Origin of the sequence: Arthrobacter sp. FW305-BF8 (assembly GCF_021789315.1) — a bacterium.
Lineage (GTDB): Bacteria > Actinomycetota > Actinomycetes > Actinomycetales > Micrococcaceae > Arthrobacter.
The window spans coordinates 1-17,197 of sequence record NZ_CP084563.1; the positions used below are offsets into that span (position 1 = coordinate 1).

Below are 17,197 nucleotides of genomic sequence, written 5' to 3' on the forward strand. Positions count from 1 at the left end.
GCAAAGCGTTCGGATGATGTTTGTATTTTGAGCGCTTAGCCGAACAGGACGGCTGCTTCGTCGTAGCGGTTTTGTGGGACGGTCTTGAGCTGGCCCAGGGCCTCCTCGAAGGCGACATGTTGGATGTCTGTTCCCTTCAGGGCGACCATGGTGCCCCAGTAGCCTTCGACCACGGAGTCGATGGCGGCCATGCCCAGCCGGGTGGCAAGGACCCGGTCGAAGGCTGAGGGGACGCCGCCGCGCTGGATGTGGCCAAGGATCGTGGCACGGGTTTCGATGCCGGTGCGGGCTTCCAGCTCCGGGACCAGCTGGTCCGCGATGCCGCCAAGCCGGGGGCGGCCGAAGGCGTCCAGGCCCCGTTCAGAATGGGCCTCATCCATATGCTCGGGAACGAAGCCTTCGGCGACGACCACCAGGGGTGCGCGGCCGCGGTGGTGGGCTTCCTTTACCCACTGGGTGATTTGCTCGATGCTGACTTTTTGTTCCGGGATCAGGATGGCGTGGGCGCCTGCGGCCATGCCGGCGTGCAGCGCGATCCAGCCCACGTGGCGGCCCATCACTTCGGCGATCATGCAGCGGTGGTGGGATTCGCCGGTGGTGCGGAGCCTGTCGATGGCCTCCGTGGCGATCTGCACGGCGGTGTCGAAACCGAAGGTGTAGTCCGTAGCGTCCAGGTCGTTGTCAACGGTCTTGGGAACACCGACGATCTTCAGCCCGGCATCCGTAAGGCGCTTGGCGGCCGCCAGCGTGCCCTCACCGCCGATTGCGATGATGGCGTCGATGCCCAGGCGGTCCATGTGGGCTTTGATGACCTCCGGGCCGCCGCCGTTGTCGAAGGGGTTGGTGCGGGACGTGCCAAGGATGGTGCCGCCCTGCTTGGCGATACCGCGGACCATGGTGCGGGGGATGTCGATGATGTCGCCCTCCACCACGCCGCGCCAGCCGTCGAGGAAACCCACGAATTCGTGGCCGTGGATGGCGATGCCCTTGAGTACGGCGCCGCGGATGACCGCGTTCAGTCCGGGGCAGTCACCACCGCTGGTGAGGATTCCAATTTTCATGCGTGATTCCTAGGTTCAGTTGCCATGTTGGAAAGGGGCCATCAGAAAAGCCCAAGACAGGCATGAGGCTGATTTCGCCTATCGCCTTCGTGTACTACCAGGTTGTTCGTTCGTAGCTCATGCCGTAGGGAACATTTGGGTCAAGGCTTACGATGACCGTTCCCGGAGCCGTCCGGGTTACCAGAATTCCCTGCTTCCGGTACCTCGCACGAGCAGAGAGTTGTTGGACGGGCGGCCTCCACGGCGGCCTCCAAGTGGGATCGCGTGTGGACGTGGATGGTGATGGAATCGTGCTGCGTGGGTACATGCTCGTGGAAGTCGGTGCAGGTGGAATTCTCTGTCTGCATTTATCCACTGCTCCTATTGTTCATTCGGGGTTGGATATATAGCCTTGGGGGTTGTTCTTTTGCCAGCGCCAGTGGTCTTTGCACATTTGGTCCACGGTCTTGGTGGTGGACCAGCTGAGGTCGGCCAGCGCGGAGGTGGCGTCGGCCCAGAAGGCAGGGAGGTCTCCGGCGCGGCGGCCGGTGATGTCGTAGGGGATGGGCTTGCCCACGGCCTTCTCAAAGGAGCGCAGGACCTCTAGGACGGAGGAGCCCTTGCCGGAGCCGAGGTTCCAGCGGAACACGCCGGTGGTGTCCGCGATATGGTTCAGGGCCGCTATGTGCCCTTCCGCGAGGTCCACCACGTGGATGTAGTCGCGCAGGCAGGTGCCGTCGGGGGTGTCGTAGTCGCCCCCGAAGACTATGAGCTTGTCGCGGCGGCCCACGGCCACTTGGGCGATGAACGGCACCAGATTGTTGGGGATACCCTGCGGGTCCTCGCCAATCCGTCCGGATGGGTGTGCACCCACCGGGTTGAAATAGCGCAGCAGGGCTATGTGCCAGCGCGGGTCGGCAGCGCCGAGGTCGGAGAGGATGTCCTCGATCTGTTCCTTGGTGCGCCCGTAGGGGTTGTTGGCCCCGATCTCCATCTTTTCCACATAGGGGATGGGGTTGCGTTCGCCGTAGACGGTGGCGGAGGAGCTGAAGACGATGGAGCGGACGTCATGCCTGTCCATGACGCGGATCAGGTTCAGAGTGCCTACAAGGTTGTTGTAGTAGTACTTCAACGGCTCCCGCACAGATTTGCCCACCGCTTTGAGGCCAGCGAAGTGGATGACGGCGTCGATGGCTGCGCCGGCAAAGACCTTGTCGATGGCTGCCTCGTTCACGAGGTCGACGTGGTGGAACTCTGCGGTCTTGCCGCTGAGTTCCGCTACGCGGCGCAGCGATTCCTCGCTGGAGTTGACCAGGTTGTCGATGACGACCACGTCGTGGCCGGCTTCCTGCAGGGAAAGAACGGTGTGGGAACCGATGTAGCCCGTGCCCCCTGTGACCAGGATTTTCATGAGCGGGTGTGGGTTGGGTTGGCTGGTATCGCTTCGATGTTCCAGCTCGCGGTATGACTCTGCCCCGGGAGGAGGACTATGAGGTCTGTCCTGGTGTTGAAGGCATTAGGCGGACAGGTCATTGGTTCTACTGCCAGGCCGGCTCTGCTGGATTCCGCATCTGGGAGGTCGGCTGTGTGTATCTGCACCCAGGGGCAGTCCCGACCCCATGTCATCGAAGTTCCGGACCCGTCCCATGTAGTCAGGCGTGCGGTTGAGTAACCTTCGTTGTCACGTACGAGATCAGTGAAGGCATGGTCGAGTGTTATGGAACCGATGGGGCGGGGGGCAACAAAGTCGTAGTGTCGGTCCTCTGAAACGTCGCTAACTCCTGTAGGTATCAAAAGGTCCGGGGTGACTTGCTGCACTTTTCGTGCGGGCAGCTCGAGAATCCAGTCGTCGACCCGGCCCTCCCCGGCGACCAAGTATGGGTGCCCGGCGGCCCCGTAAGGTGCTGAGCCGGGGCCGGTGTTGGTGGCTGTAACAGTGGTGTGCAGCCCGGAAAAGTCCAGCTGGTAGGACACCTGTACGTCCAGGCGGAAGGGGTAACCGCTCCTCGCTTGAACGACGGTGGACAGAATGGCCGAGGACTCGTCGGATTTAACCGGGCACCAGTCTTCCCAGGCCAATAGGCCATGAAGTGCGTGGCCCCGGCTCGGTTCGTTGATACCGAGCTGGTATTCCACGCCTTCGAATTCATACCGTCCCGCGATAACCCTGTTAGGCCAAGGCACCAATACTGCCCCTCGGTAGGCGGGGCGGACCTGATGTTCCGAAAAGGGGAGAATCAGGTCCCTGCCGTTGTAGCGCAAGGAGCGTAACGATGCACCGACGCTGGCTATTTCGGCGGTGTAGGGGCCGCAGCGCAGCGTGGTCTGCCTACCTGAGATCGGAACGGTATCGGCGCTCATCCTGGACATCACGAGGCTGGTCATTCGGAGGCCGCCAGGCGGAAGGTGAGCGTCCGCGCCTCCGGCGCCAAGGCGGACTCGGGCCAGACATCCGGGCCACACGAGCGAGTGCCGAGCCCGTGCTGGGCCGCGTCGAGGTATAACCATGAACGCGTGGCCGCGGGCAGCTCATGCGGGTGCCGGGCCGCGGCGAGCTCCTGGGCCGTGTACCGGCTCAGGGTGAAGCCCGGCAGGCGGCCCCGCGAGTCCGCGAACGCGTCTACCCGTACCCACGGCTCCGAGCCCCGGAGCAGGTCGAGGGAGCGCATACCTCCGCGGTGACCGGTCTCCTGCGGGCACGCATACGGCACGGCGAGCTGATCGATCCCGGCTGCGTACCGTCCCACAAGCGCGGCTTCGAGGCTGTCAGGGTAGGACTCGTGCGGTCCCAGCCCGAACCATGACGCCGCGTCCACGTCGGCGGGCAGCCCGAACCGCACACCGACACGGGGCCACACACCGTCCCAATCGGAGGATGGCAGAATGTCCACCCGCAGCCACAAACCTTCGGGGTCGAGAATCCATTGCTCCTCGACGGTGACGGTGCGCACCTGGTCCGCCGCGGCGTACCGGGTGCGCACGCGGAGGGCACGGTCATCGAGCACTTCGACTGCCTCAACACGCCCGTGCAGCCGGTCCAGACCGGCCGCGTGCCAACGCGCTGCCGACGAAGGCCCGGGAGCTCCTACACCCGGGATGCCGTCTGCGTCTGGTGCCCAAGGGTCGGTGTCGATGTATCCGCCCCGGGATTCGCCGCGGTCATTGTCCGTGGGCGCCCGGAACAGCTCAAGCCGGGGCCCATCCACAGGGAGGCCAGCGAGTGTAACGAGCCGCCCTTCATCGAAGACTGCCGGCCCGAGCTCCAGGAGCCCGGCGCCTTCTCCCGGCCGCCAATTTCCGCCCAGGAGCCCGGCTGCAAACGGCAGCGGGCGCCTCGCGGGCGACGCGAGGCGGCCCTGCGCTGAGGCGACTTCGTGCCCGGAATGCGCCCACCCGGCATCCTGCTCGAGGACCGCCTCGACGGTCACCCATACCTCTCCAGTGCATCCCTCGGCGGACACCGGAAGGGGGACCGCGGCCGAGGCGCCAGGGGTGAGTGGGCCGCCGTCGAGCCCATCGACGGCGAGCTCACCGGAGGCGACTGGTTCGCCGTCGTCCTCGATCCGCCAGCGAAAGACCATGTCTCCCAGATCCGCGCTGTGTCGCAGGTTGGTCACCCGTATAAAGGGCTTGCCGCCCGGCTCGAGCCCGTCAAAGGCAAGTCTCACGGGCGCCACGACGGTCTTGAACTCATATAGTCCCGGCGAGGGCGTGGAGTCGGAGAGGATGAGGCCGTCGAGCACGAAGTTGCCGTCATGGATTTCCTCGCCGAAGTCGCCGCCGTAGGCGAAGTATTCGGTGCCGTCCGCGGTACGGGCGGCGATACCGTGGTCGCGCCACTCCCAGACGAACCCGCCGTGCAGCCGCGGGTATTTCGCGATGAGGTCCTCGTACAGCGATATGTTCCCGGGCCCGTTGCCCATTGCGTGGACGTACTCGCACAGAATAAACGGCTTGGTCCGCTGCCGCGCCCCCTCGGCAGGGGAGCAGCCCAGCAGCGGTGTGGTGTCGCCGTCGCGGCCGATTGTCTCCACCTCGGGCAGTGTCGCGTACATGCGGGAGTACACGTCGGTGTACGCGCCGGCGTAGTCGTTCTCGTAGTGGACTGGTCTGCCCGCATCCCGTGCATGCACCCACGCGGACATAGCGGCGAGATTCTGTCCTGTGCCGGACTCGTTGCCGAGGGACCACATGACGATCGAGGGACGGTTCTTGTCCCGCTCCACGGTCCGTTCGATCCGGTCAAGGAGCGCCTCGCGCCACATCGGCTCGTCGCTCGGGTTCCGGGCCCAGCCGTGCCGCTCGAACCCGTGCGTTTCGAGGTCGCACTCGAGGATTACCCAGAAGCCCATCTCGTCCGCGAGCTCGAGCAGTCGCGGGTGGGGCGGGTAGTGGCTGGTACGGATTGCGTTGACGTTGGAGCGCTTCATGAGCGCGAGGTCCTCGCGGGCGAAGTCCTCGTCGAAGACGCGGCCGAGCGTGGGGTGGGTCTCGTGGCGATTGACACCGTGGAACACCACTTTGCGTCCGTTGACCAGAAATTGGTCTCCCACGATTTCTACGGTGCGGAAGCCGATCCGCAGTGACACCGTCTCGGCCTTGCTGGCCACGGTCGCATCGTAGAGCCGCGGGGTTTCGGCGGTCCAGGGCTCGACGGCAGAAACAGGTACCGGTGCAACATCACCGGGATTGGCCCACTCGACGTCGATGCCGAGCTCGGGTACGCGGAGGCGAACAGGGTACGACGATGCCGGCGCTTTCACTTCCGGTTCCAGGGTCCCCGCCCCGTCGTTGTAGCCGGTCCGGAGCCACACGTCCTCGATGCCATCGGCCGGGCGGGACAAGAGGGTCACCGATCGGAAAATTCCCGGCAGCCACCACTGGTCTTGGTCTTCGAGGTAGCTGGAAGCGGACCATTGATGGACGCGGACTGCGATGGTGTTGGTACCTGTGCTGACGGCGTCGGTGACGTCGAACTCCTGGGCGAGGCGACTTCCGGCGCCCCATCCGATCTCTGTGCCGTTGACCCATACCTTGTACCGGGATTCGACGCCGTCAAAGCGCAGGACGACGCGGCTCTCGCCGCCTGTGTCGTCGGCCTTCCAGCCGTCGGGCAGCTCGAACGTACGGCGATAGTCCCCGGTGGGGTTTTCGTCGGGGACGAACGGCGGGTCGATTGGGAACGGGAACTGCACGTTCGTGTAGATCGGGCGGCCGTACGATCCGTCGCCCTGGAGCACCCAGTGGGAGGGTACGGTCAGCGACGCCCACGAAGAGTCGTCGTACTCCGCAGCGGCCATCGCCTCCGCGGCCTCCCCCGGGGACAGCACCCCACGCCCGCCGGGTGTTCCGGGGACTCCCTTGAGGAGTCGGAATCGCCATTGCCCGTCGAGGGACAGGGACGGGGCGTCGGTGTGAAGCCAGGAACGGGCCGGTTCTCGCCGTCCTTCTCCCGGGCCCGGGTCGGTGACGTAGGCGGTGGAGGCTGTGGCCTCCGCTGGACGGGGGCTCATTTGACGGCTCCTTCTGTGAGGCCTCCACGCCAGAAGCGCTGAAGGACGATCATGGCGATGGCGAGCGGGATGACAGACAGCAGTACGCCGCCGGTGGTCAGCTGGTAGAACTCCGGGAGCCGGTCTGCCTGGCTAAGCCAGTTATTCAGACCTACCGTGATGGGGAACAGCTTCGAGTCGGAGAGCATCACCAGCGGCAGGAAGTAGTTGTTCCAGATGCCCACGAGCTGGAACAAGAACACCGTCACCAGGGCGGGAGTGAGAACCCGCAGCCCCACGGAGTGGAAGATGCGAAGTTCGCCCGCGCCGTCGATTCGCGCAGCCTCCAACAGCGCCGGATCCACTGTTGCCTGCGCATAAACCCGACACAGAAACAGGCCAAACGGCGAGACGAGTGAGGGCAACAGGACGCTCCAGTACGTGTTGGCGATGCCGAGCTGGCTGAAGAACAGAAACAGGGGCAGGGCTGTGGCGGTGCCGGGGACGAGGACGCCTCCGAGGACGAGCCCGAAGATGAGACTGTTGCCCCGGAAGTTGTACTTGGCCAAGGCGTAGCCGCCAGCAGCGGCGAAGTACGTCGCGGCCAATGCGCCAACCCCTGCATACAGAATTGAGTTGAGGAACCAGCGCACAAAGACGCCGTCCCCGTAGGAGAGGACGTTCGCCAGGTTGTCCCATAGGACGAAATTAGGCGCGAACAAGAAACCGTTGGTCGCGAACAGGTCTCCGCTGGTCTTGGTCGCAGCGACCACCACCCAATAGACCGGGACCAGGAAGTAGAGCGCGGCTACGACAAGCAGCCCCGTGACAAGAATCGTTGTGGAGCCCGGGCGTCGGCGCCGCGTCACAGGTGGCTCCCCGGCGACGCTCTGGGGCCGGCTAAGGGTGGGAGTGGCAGTCATGAGGACTTCCTGTTCGTGAACCGGAGGAAGGTGAAGGAGAGGATGAAGGCCGCGAGGGCAATGAGCACGGCCTGGGCTGCGGCGACGTTGTAGTCGTTGTATGCAAAGGCAGTGGTGTAGGCGGAGAGGTTCGGGGTGTATTGGCTGTCGACGGCCGGAGCCACAGTCTGAAGGACTTGCGCCTCGGCGAAAAGTTGAAGCGTGCCGATGATCGAGAACACCGTTGTGAGCACGAGAGCGGGCCGGATAAGCGGCAGCTGAATGGTCCACGCGACACGGAAGGGCCCGGCACCGTCCACGCGCGCAGCTTCATATATCTCGCCGGGGATCGACTTAAGCTGGGCTATGACGATGAGCATGTTGTAGCCCGTGTAGCTCCACGTAACGATGTTGGCGATGGACCACAGCACGGTGTCCGGGCCGAGGAAGTTCACGGTGAGGCCTACGGACGTGGCAGCGTCCACGAGCGGGCTCAGGCCCGGGACGTAGAGAAAAGACCAGAGAATGGTCGCGATGACACCCGGCACGCCGTACGGCATGAAGTAGGCCGCGCGGAAGAACCCGGGCCACTTAGCCGAGGCCGACTCCAGCAGGAGCGCAAGGACTGTACATAGGGCGATCATGACAGGAACCTGGACCACGCCGAAGAGCAGTACGCGGCCGATCGAGGCGAGGAAGCTACCGTCCCCGAGGGCGCGGGCATAGTTCTCGAACCCCGCAAACCCGGAGTGGACGCCCGTCTCGCCGAAGAGGCCACTGCGGGTCACTTTCGTAAAGCTCGAACCGACAGCAGCGATGATCGGGAAGATGAACGTGAGGGCAAAGAGCGCCAGGAAGGGCGCGAGCAGTATCCAGGGTGCACGGGTGACGACGCGGCGCTGCTGCCTTGCCCGTCCGTGCCCCTCCCGCTGGACTGCTGACGGATGTGCTTGTGCGGTATCTGCCGTGGCGCTCATGCCTGCTCCTTCCTAATCGTCAGACCTTTGTTCCTGAAGGCGGTCATGATCTGCTGCTCGGCGGCTGCTACGGTGTCGACTAGGCTCGTGCCCGATGCCTTACGGCGGAACCCGTCGCCCAGGATGTTGAAAGACTGCGTGGTGACGGGCCACCAAGACCAGTCCATGTTCTGCGACTTACTCGCCGGCACGATCACGTCCTGGTTGTAGTTCTGCCCCCCGAAAAAGTCGGAGGGCCTCTCGCGCTTTGCACCGATGATGCCCGGCACGGGCGACCATCCGATGCCACTGTTGGCGATCTCGGCGTCGATGCCGGCCTGCGTGGACGTCATCCAGACAGCGAACTCGAGGGCCTCGCGGGGGTGCTTGCTGTTAGCCAGGACCGCCGCGGTGGAGCCGCCGAGGTAGCTTGAGCCATACCCTCTGGGGTCCCAAATGGGCATGGGCGCCACGCGCCACTTGCCCGCTCCGCCGCTGACGCTCTGCACAAGGGCATCGGCCCAGCTGCCGCTCGTGAGCGACGCGAGCTCCCCCTTCGCAGCCGCCGCGTACCAGCCGGGGGTGAAGGGTCCATAGGCGGTGGTGACGATGCCGTCGTCGATTGCCCGGTCAAAGAAACGCGCGACGTTCAGCGTTGAGTCGTCGGTCATGTTGATGACCCATCCGTCCTCGGCTGGGCGCAGCCAGGAAGCGCCAGCCTGTGCGGCGAAAGAGACGAAGTAGGAGGTGTCCGCGAGAGAAAAGCAGTCGATGTAGGCGTTGGCACCGCGGAGTTCCTTCCCAACGGCTGCCCACTCCTCCCAAGTCACCGGTGCCGCCGCGCCTACCTTGGCCAGGACGTCGGGGCGGTAGAACGTGGCCATCGGCCCCGAGTCCTGGGGGATGCCGTAGACGCCCCCGGAGAAGCTCACCTGGCTCCAAAGTGCGGGGTCATAAAGGTGTGCGTATTCACGGGCACCGTAGCGCGAGAGATCCACGAGCCCGTTGACGAGCATGAACTCAGGAACGGTACGCATTTCAACCTGCGCTAGGTCAGGGCCGCCGCCCGCCGCTAGCGCGGCGTAAAGCTTGGAGTACCCACCACGGTTGCCGCTGGGGATCCAGACCGTCTCAACCTGGACATTGGGGTGGCTCGCGTTCCAGATATCGGCGACCTTCTGAACATTCTTGAGCCAAGACCAGTACGTGAGTGTCACCTTCTCACCGGTACTGGCCGCAGGAATGGCAGGTGCGGCATTGACGGAAACAGTGCCCGGAGTGGCGCATCCGGTGAGAAGGGCAAAGGCGGAGGCGCCGAGTCCACCGCAAAGGAGTTGTCGTCGTGTCAGAGATGGCATGAGTCCCACTTCGTTATGGTCAGCGCCGCGGACACGGCGCCGGGGCCGTGCGGCCCGACGTGACAAGGCTAACACAAAAGCTGAGTGGATGCTCAGTTTTTAATGAAACTAGACTGGATTCCATGACTAAGAAGGCGAACGCACGCTCAGGCCCGCGCGGCCCCTACGCCAAGACCGCTGAGCGCCAACGGCAAATTCTTGAAGCCGCCGTAGAGGTCTTCGGGTCACGGGGCTACAACGGCGGCAGCATCCAGGACGTCGCGGACCGGGCAGGGATCAACCAGACCACGCTCCTCCACCATTTCCCCACCAAGGCTCAGCTGCTCGTGGCGGTGCTCGAGTACCGCGACCGGATCTCCACGAGCACCCCGGGCACACGGGCGCGGTTTGCCGAAACCATCGTGCGGCAGGCGAAACACAATGAGCGGATTCCCCACCTCGTAGAGCTCTACTCCGTCCTCTCCGGAGAAGCCACGACTGAGGACCACCCGGCCCGTAACTACTTCGTCCAACGCTTCGCCCGGCTTCGGAAGGAATACAGTGGGGAGCTGCGGTACCTCGCGAGCATTGGCCGGCTTCGGCCGGGCGTCGACCCAGATGTCGCGGGCCCTACCATCGTGGCTCTATGGGAAGGAATTCAAACCGAGTGGCTCCTCAATCCTGACACCGTGGACGTGCCCGGCATCCTCAAGGGCTACCTCGACCTGATCCTTGTGCCGGAAGAAAATGCAGGGTGGTCATCTGGTACCGAGACCCCCGTGGAAGCGCTGAATACACTTTGAAGACGATGCTTCACTAATCGGTTCCCGATAGAGGCGGCCGCCGTTCCCCGCCACGGGGCCACGGCAACGCCGAGAATGGATATTCGGTCAAGTAGCTATCGGGTAATGCCACGAAGCAGGAGCCGTGTGAGGGTTCCCGCACGCCTTGCCCGTAAAAGTTTCTCTGAGGTCGCCTCGCCCTAGAGCAGCGTTGGACAGGGTGACGGGGAGCGCGGGCAAGTTGCGGCGCCGGTCTGGCGTCAGAATAGCGCGAAATTCCGCATTGTTGACGGTGGCTCATGATGTTCTCAGATCCCACCCTGACAGTTGGAGGGGCAGGAAACCGAGCTGCGGTAGCCCGAGAACTATCAAAATAGTCCGAAGAATCAGGTCTTGATGGAAGTCGCTTAGCGAAGGGGCGGGTGATGTCACCTCCTGCGGTTCGTCAGGTGTCTGAGAACCAGGCCGGAGCTCCACCTACGGGGCAAGTCTTCCCACGTCAGGCGCCCCGACGTCAGGTTGGGGTGTGCCCCAATTGGACAAAAACTCCTGGCCCAGATCTGGGGCACCGGATCCCTGCTTCCGGTTTGAAATCCCGGGAACCTAGATTTTCACCTCGTTCATGGGGATGCGGACGCCGCGTTCCTTGGCGACGTCGAGGGCGCGGTCGTAGCCGGCGTCGGCGTGGCGGATGACGCCCATGCCGGGGTCGTTGGTGAGGAGGCGCTCGAGTTTCTGGGCTGCGAGGTCGGTTCCGTCGGCGACGGAGACCTGGCCGGCGTGGATGGACCGGCCGATGCCCACGCCGCCGCCGTGGTGCAGCGACACCCAGGTGGCACCGGAGGCGGTGTTCAGCAGGGCGTTCAGCATGGGCCAGTCGGCGATGGCATCCGAACCATCTGCCATGGCCTCGGTTTCCCGGTACGGGGATGCGACGGAGCCGGAATCAAGGTGGTCCCGGCCGATGACGATGGGCGCTTTGACCTTGCCGTCCTTGACCAGCTGGTTGAACAGCAGCCCGGCCTTGGCGCGTTCACCGTAGCCAAGCCAGCAGATGCGTGCCGGCAGGCCTTCGAACTCAACCCGCTCCTGCGCCGCGTCGATCCACCGGTGCAGGTGCTTGTTCTCCGGAAAGAGTTCCTTGATGGCTTCGTCCGTGACGCGGATATCCTCGGGGTCACCGGAGAGGGCCACCCAGCGGAACGGGCCCAGGCCCTCGCAGAACAGCGGCCGGATATAGGCCGGGACGAAGCCGGGGAACTCGAAGGCCCGGGTGTAGCCGCCCTTGCGGGCCTCGTCGCGGATGGAGTTGCCGTAGTCGAACACCTCGGCGCCGGCGTCCTGGAATTCCACCATGGCCTGGACGTGCCGTGCCATGGACGCCTGGGCCTTCTTGGTGAACCCTTCCGGGTCCGCCTCGGCCTCCCGGCGCCACTCCTCCACCGCAATACCTTCGGGCAGGTAGGACAGCGGATCGTGCGCGCTGGTCTGGTCCGTGACGATGTCCACGGTCAGTTCGCCGGCCTTGTGGCGGCGGAGGATTTCGGGGAACACCTCGGCGGCGTTGCCCACATACCCGACGGACCAGCCGCGCCGTTCCTCCTTGGCCTTGAGTACTTTGGCGATGGCGGCGTCGAGGTCTGTTTCCACCTCGTCCAGGTAGCGCTTGCCGGCGCGGCGGCGCAGGCGGGTCTCGTCGACGTCGACAATCAGGCACGCGCCGTCGTTCAGGGTGACGGCCAGCGGCTGGGCGCCGCCCATGCCGCCGCAGCCGCCGGTGAGGGTGAGGGTTCCCGCCAGGATGCCGGTCTCGTCCCCGGTGAGCTTGCGGGCGATGGCGGCGAAGGTCTCGAAGGTGCCCTGCAGGATGCCCTGGGTGCCGATGTAGATCCAGGATCCGGCGGTCATCTGGCCGTACATCATCAGGCCCTCGGCCTCGAGCCGGCGGAATTCGGGCCAGGTGGCCCAGTCGCCCACCAGGTTGGAGTTGGCCAGCAGGACCCGCGGCGCCCACTCGTTGGTGCGGAACACGCCCACGGGCTTGCCGGACTGGACCAGCAGGGTTTCGTCCTTTTCCATGGTTTCCAAGGTGCTGGTGATGGCGTCGAACGCGGCCCAGGACCGGACGGCGCGGCCGGTGCCGCCGTAGACCACCAGGTCATCCGGGCGCTCGGCCACCTCGGGGTCAAGGTTATTCATGAGCATGCGCAGCGGGGCTTCCGTCTGCCAGGACTTCGCGGTGAGATCGATGCCGCGGGCAGCTTTGACCGGGCGGGCACCGGTGGTGAAATCGGCGGGTGCCATGGTGGCTCCTTAGGGGAATTGAAGTGAATGAATTCGCGGCTTTTTGGTTTCGGACACGGGGGATTGAACCGCCTTCACAAGGTGTGACGACAAGGACTCAGTGAAGGTGCACGAGTGCTAAGCCAACGGCACTCCACCCGGAGAGTGAACCTATTCCTCCATGTCGGGGAACAGCGCACCGTCATAGCTGGTTGGGACAAGGTCCTGTGTCGTGGGAAGCGTCTCCTGCCCACGCCTGCCCCTGGAAGAGGCGGACGTGCTGGCAGGCAGTGGTTCAGTTCGCTGCTTCATTGTGGTTCACCTGATTGTCGGATTTGTTGGTGATAGCGGAACCAAGAGGGATGGCGTTTAGGAGTTTTAGCTGCCGCTGCGGAAGCGTCTGAAACTGGAGAATGGAAAAGTTACCGTGACGAGGCGCTGGAGTTTGCGATCTCCGCGGTGGTGCGACTGGGCGTCCTCCCGCACGGAGCTTTTTAGAAAGCGCTGGGGGACGTCTGCACGTCCCCCAGCGCTTCTGAAGTCAGGCTAGAGGATGTTTATGCCCCGCGGACGAGGCTGTTGTTTTTGGTTTCGCGCATCAGGATGCCGGTGAGCAGGGTGATGGCGGCGACTCCTACGAGGTAGAAGAGGAACCAGTCCTGGTGGCCTGCCTGTCCCAGGGCTGTGTTCACGTAGGGCGCGGTCCCTCCGAATATGGCTGTGGCGAATGAGAGAGGGCCTGCGACTCCTGCGGCGCGGACTTTGGTGGGGAACACTTCTGCCCAGACTGCCCCGTTGACTCCGAAGAGCAGGGCCATGGCTGTCAGGGATGCGAGCATGGCCAGGAGCAGGGTTGCGAAGGTGCCGTCAACAAGGTTGTAGATGGGGATGGTCAGGAGGACGAATGCTGCGCCGAAGGCTATAACCAGGGGTTTGCGTCCGATACGGTCTCCGAGCCATCCTGCGCCGAGGACGGCTCCGAGGAAGAAGACCTGGGCGATGAGGCTGGCGACGAGTGCGCTGGAAGCTTCCTGCTTGTAGTGGACCTGGGCGTAGGTGGGCATGTAGATCAGCCAGGTGTAGAACATGACTGAGCCGCCTGCTGACAGGCCGAAGACGATGAGGATTGACCGCCAGTAGTGCAGCAGCCCTCGTTTTGCAGGAAGGGCGGAGACGTGTTGGGTGGGCTGATCTTGGGCGGCTGCAGGCTGGGGTTCCTCTGTGTGGGTGGCTTGTTTGAAGGCGTCGGTTTCAGTGAGGCGTCGACGCAGGTAGAGGGCGTAGAGGCCGAGGACGCCGCCGATGCCGAAGGCGATGCGCCAGCCCCAGGCTTTCATGTCCTCGGAGGGAAGGCTTGATGTCAGGAGGAGGCCGGTGATGGTGGCGAGGATGGTTCCGAGGACGACGCTGACCCAGGATGTGCTGCCGAACAGTGCGCGGCGGCCGTTTGGGGCGCGTTCGACCAGGTAGGTCACGGAGGTACCCATTTCGCCGCCGTGTGCCAGGCCCTGCAGGAGTCGGGCGGTGAGCAGGAGGACGGATGCGAGGACACCGACCGAGCCGTAGGTGGGGGCGATGGCGATGGCAATACTGCCAAAGGCCGTGAGCATCATGGCGACGGTGAGGCTCTTGCGGCGGCCTGCCCGGTCTGCGTATGCGCCGAACAGGAAGCCGCCCAGGGGTCGGGTGACGAACCCTACGGCGAAGACGGCCAGGGTCGAGAGGAGCGCGGACATCGGGTTGTCCGGCTTGAAGAACTGGACGGCGAAGTAGGGGGCGAAGATCGAGTAGATGGTCCAGTCGTACCACTCCAGGGTGTTGCCGAAGTTGACTGCGATGAGGTCCCGGATCCTCTTGCCCCTGTCCGCGGCGGGGCTTTCGGCTGCGGCCACGGCGGTCGTTGCGGCGGCGTGGTGGTTGCTCATGCTGCTCGTCCTTCCAGACCCATCTGGGCGTCTTCGTCGGCGCCAGGAACCCGCATTTCAAATGTCTCACGCACGACGGTGTAATCGAAGTAGCCAAGTCGTGCGATGGGTTCGATCTTCTTAATGTCCAGCCGGCCGTCGACGGTGATGACTTCGTCATCGATATGCACTGTCTCCACGGTCGCAAAGATGATGTCCACAGTCCCCACTGCAGAGGCCCCGGGAATGCGGTGCGTGGAATGGTACTTGCATTCGAACTTGACCGGGCTTTCCTGCACCATCGGTACCGGGAAGTTCTCAGCGTAGGTGCGCGTGAGTCCCAGATGCTCAAATTCACTTTCCTCAGGGCCCAGCGCCATCGCGCTCTTGTTCACAGCTTCGCGCAGCGGGTAAGTAGCCATGTTCCAGACGAACCAGCCTGTGGATTCGGCGTTGATGACGGTGTCCTTCCGGCGCCCGTCCGGGTACTGGTTCGCTGAGAACATCACCATCGGCGGGTCAAAGGTCAGGTTCTGCCACTGGCTGTAGGGGGCGATGTTTTCCACCCCGCTGGTGCTCACGCTGGAAAGCCAGCCGATGGGGCGGGGGACGGTGCAGCTTTTAAAGGGGGAGTAGGGCAAGGGGCTGGGCTCGGTTGCTGGGTTGTACTTCACGACATTCTCCATGTGGTGGGGGTCACTGCTACAACCTCAGCGTAGGGCATATATTCCGAATATATCAAGAGTATGCGAGCATCTATTGTGTAGCCTGTAGTCGAAGGGAAGTGGAATGACGAAGGCTGACGAGGCGTATCTGTTACTCGCCGACATGATTGAAACGGGCCGCCTGGAGCCGGGGACCTTTCATACCGAGGTTGGCCTCGTTGAGGAGGTGGGGCTCGGCAGGACGCCGCTGCGGGAAGCCGTCCAGCGCCTGGACCGTGATCACCTGGTCCGCATCAGGCCCGGACGGGGGATCGAAATCCCCTCAAACTCTGTGGATGAACAACTGCGGCGGCTCGAAGTGCGGCGGGCAATGGAGGCTCTTGCTGTGGCTTTGGCATGTGAACGGGCGACATCAGCGCAGCTCGCCGGCATCCAGGCCCTAACTGAGGAGCTGGACGACATCCACGAACTGGAGGACTACGCCCGGGTGGTGCGCGAAACCCACGGCATGCTCTGCCAAGCAGCACACAACGAGTATTTAGCGGATGCGATGACACCGCTACAGGGCTTATCCCGCCGCTTCTGGCTGGCTCACGTTGTTGACGGTCCCGAAGAAGTGCTGTCAGGAAAGCGACTGCACCTGCAGATGCTACGGTCCATTTTGGCTCGCGATGCAGAGGCCGCCCAACAGGCATCCCTCCAGCTCAACGACTACTTGGTCCGGTTCGCACTCAGCGTCGCGACCCGCAACGCAAGAGTGGGTCGCCTGGGGGCACCGCAGTACTAGGAGGCAAGCATTCATCGGGATCTCCTGTTCCTGCTTCTTGGGAGGCGGGGTGCGGTGCTGCAGCTACTTCTAGTACCGTGCTTTAGAACGCCGATAACGGATATTCCGTCAAGCTGCACATGTTTGAGAAGCCGCCGCGTGTGCCCCGCAGCGGCTACCAGGGGACCCGAGCGGCCCATGGCGGGGGTCAATTCGGGTTTTCCACGGCTGGAAAATGGGAGTCGTTGAGGTAGCTCCCTGACTTCTTCTCGTTATGGCGGTCAGGTGCGGCTAATCAGTTGAACTCGAAGGTTCGGTAGCTGCTGCGAACGTTGAAGCGTTTCCCTTCTTTGCGACGCTGTACGTAGCTCACGATGGTGTCCACATCCTTTGGCCGCATTCCGAGCTCACGGCACTTGGTTTGCACCTCATGGGCCGTGACGGCTTTCCACCGGTCCGGGCGATTCATCATGTCGGCCTTGAGTTTGTCTTCTTCGTTCCATTTCATGCCGGATGAGTAGCCTGCCGCCATGCTTGCGACATGCTTCAGGATTGAGTCGATACCGTTGGGAAGTTCCTCGCTTACTTGGGAAGCTATCGAGTCCACGACGGGGTGGACGGTTCGATCGCGATATAGCTGTATGGTCCTCGCGTCCTCGATCCACTCGGCGGTGTGGGCCTCGTTCCATTCGATGACGGCGATCGCGTCGGCGCCGCTCCCCCACAAATCGTTAAGGTGTTCTCGGTCCGGCCATGCGTAGAGCACCCGCGTCCCGCCGAGTGATCCTGCGGAGAAGCCGCGCCATGTCATGTGGGCGACGTCGGGTCTTGCGACCAGCCGCTTCATGCTCTCGCCGGAAAAGTCTTTTCGTGGCGTAACCACGACTAAGGGTCCGCCCTCCTGGGCAAGTAGCCATTTGATCGCCCGAAGGTTTTGCGGCTCGCGTGACTGCTCACCTTCGCTCAGGCGGGAGATAGCGACGTTGTTCGGGTACGGGGCAGATGGCATGTTGGTCTCCGGTTAGTAGCGAATGCGCTGACCGTAGCATCGGCCCCCGACAAGCTCTCCC

General features: G+C 63.7%; 13 protein-coding genes. 2 read left to right on the forward strand and 11 right to left on the reverse strand.

Going from position 1 to position 17,197, the window contains the following annotated elements; genetic code table 11:
• Nucleotides 1–35: 35 nt before the first annotated feature.
• The 7 genes from LFT45_RS22910 to LFT45_RS22940 form a co-directional block, all read right to left on the reverse strand.
• A complete protein-coding gene (locus LFT45_RS22910; RefSeq protein WP_028271809.1) occupies nt 36–1,061 on the reverse strand; it encodes an ATP-dependent 6-phosphofructokinase in 1,026 nt (341 codons plus the stop codon).
• 367 nt (nt 1,062–1,428) lie between these two features.
• Entirely contained in the window at nt 1,429–2,451 is a 1,023-nt protein-coding gene (gene galE, locus LFT45_RS22915) for a UDP-glucose 4-epimerase GalE (protein WP_028271808.1), read from the reverse strand.
• Nucleotides 2,448–3,425, reverse strand: a complete 978-nt coding sequence (locus tag LFT45_RS22920) for an aldose 1-epimerase family protein (RefSeq protein WP_321201500.1) — start codon at nt 3,423–3,425, stop codon at nt 2,448–2,450. Before LFT45_RS22920 ends, galE begins: the two co-directional genes overlap by 4 nt.
• Nucleotides 3,422–6,553, reverse strand: a complete 3,132-nt coding sequence (locus tag LFT45_RS22925; protein WP_174182142.1) for a glycoside hydrolase family 2 TIM barrel-domain containing protein — start codon at nt 6,551–6,553, stop codon at nt 3,422–3,424. The genes LFT45_RS22920 and LFT45_RS22925 overlap by 4 nt, the downstream gene beginning before the upstream one ends.
• Nucleotides 6,550–7,455 (reverse strand): carbohydrate ABC transporter permease, encoded by a 906-nt coding sequence (locus LFT45_RS22930; RefSeq protein ID WP_028271805.1) that lies wholly within the window; start codon nt 7,453–7,455, stop codon nt 6,550–6,552. Before LFT45_RS22930 ends, LFT45_RS22925 begins: the two co-directional genes overlap by 4 nt.
• On the reverse strand, nt 7,452–8,411 hold the full coding sequence (locus LFT45_RS22935) for a carbohydrate ABC transporter permease (protein WP_028271804.1): 960 nt from the start codon (nt 8,409–8,411) through the stop codon (nt 7,452–7,454). Before LFT45_RS22935 ends, LFT45_RS22930 begins: the two co-directional genes overlap by 4 nt.
• The gene (locus LFT45_RS22940) at nt 8,408–9,748 is read right to left on the reverse strand and encodes an ABC transporter substrate-binding protein (protein ID WP_028271803.1); all 1,341 of its coding nucleotides are present in this window, start codon (nt 9,746–9,748) and stop codon (nt 8,408–8,410) included. Before LFT45_RS22940 ends, LFT45_RS22935 begins: the two co-directional genes overlap by 4 nt.
• A 122-nt stretch (nt 9,749–9,870) precedes the next feature.
• Between LFT45_RS22940 and LFT45_RS22945 the strand changes: the two genes are divergently transcribed.
• Nucleotides 9,871–10,530: a TetR/AcrR family transcriptional regulator gene (locus LFT45_RS22945; protein WP_236809736.1), complete on the forward strand. Its 660-nt coding sequence runs from the start codon at nt 9,871–9,873 to the stop codon at nt 10,528–10,530.
• 582 nt (nt 10,531–11,112) lie between these two features.
• Here LFT45_RS22945 and hutU read toward each other — a convergent pair.
• The 3 genes from hutU to LFT45_RS22960 form a co-directional block, all read right to left on the reverse strand.
• Nucleotides 11,113–12,813 carry a urocanate hydratase gene (gene hutU / locus LFT45_RS22950; protein ID WP_236809737.1) on the reverse strand — a complete coding sequence of 567 codons (1,701 nt, stop codon included), beginning with the start codon at nt 12,811–12,813 and terminating at the stop codon, nt 11,113–11,115.
• A 536-nt stretch (nt 12,814–13,349) separates the two neighbouring features.
• Nucleotides 13,350–14,717, reverse strand: coding sequence for an MFS transporter (locus LFT45_RS22955; RefSeq protein ID WP_236809738.1), 1,368 nt, complete (start codon nt 14,715–14,717; stop codon nt 13,350–13,352).
• Nucleotides 14,714–15,370: a flavin reductase family protein gene (locus LFT45_RS22960; RefSeq protein ID WP_236809739.1), complete on the reverse strand. Its 657-nt coding sequence runs from the start codon at nt 15,368–15,370 to the stop codon at nt 14,714–14,716. The genes LFT45_RS22955 and LFT45_RS22960 overlap by 4 nt, the downstream gene beginning before the upstream one ends.
• A 115-nt stretch (nt 15,371–15,485) precedes the next feature.
• On the opposite strand from LFT45_RS22960, the gene LFT45_RS22965 reads away from it, so the two are divergent.
• Nucleotides 15,486–16,148: a GntR family transcriptional regulator gene (locus LFT45_RS22965; RefSeq protein WP_236809741.1), complete on the forward strand. Its 663-nt coding sequence runs from the start codon at nt 15,486–15,488 to the stop codon at nt 16,146–16,148.
• Between the two features lie 274 nt (nt 16,149–16,422).
• Here LFT45_RS22965 and LFT45_RS22970 read toward each other — a convergent pair whose 3' ends face one another.
• Nucleotides 16,423–17,136: a hypothetical protein gene (locus tag LFT45_RS22970; RefSeq protein ID WP_236809743.1), complete on the reverse strand. Its 714-nt coding sequence runs from the start codon at nt 17,134–17,136 to the stop codon at nt 16,423–16,425.
• Between the last annotated feature and the right edge of the window lie 61 nt (nt 17,137–17,197).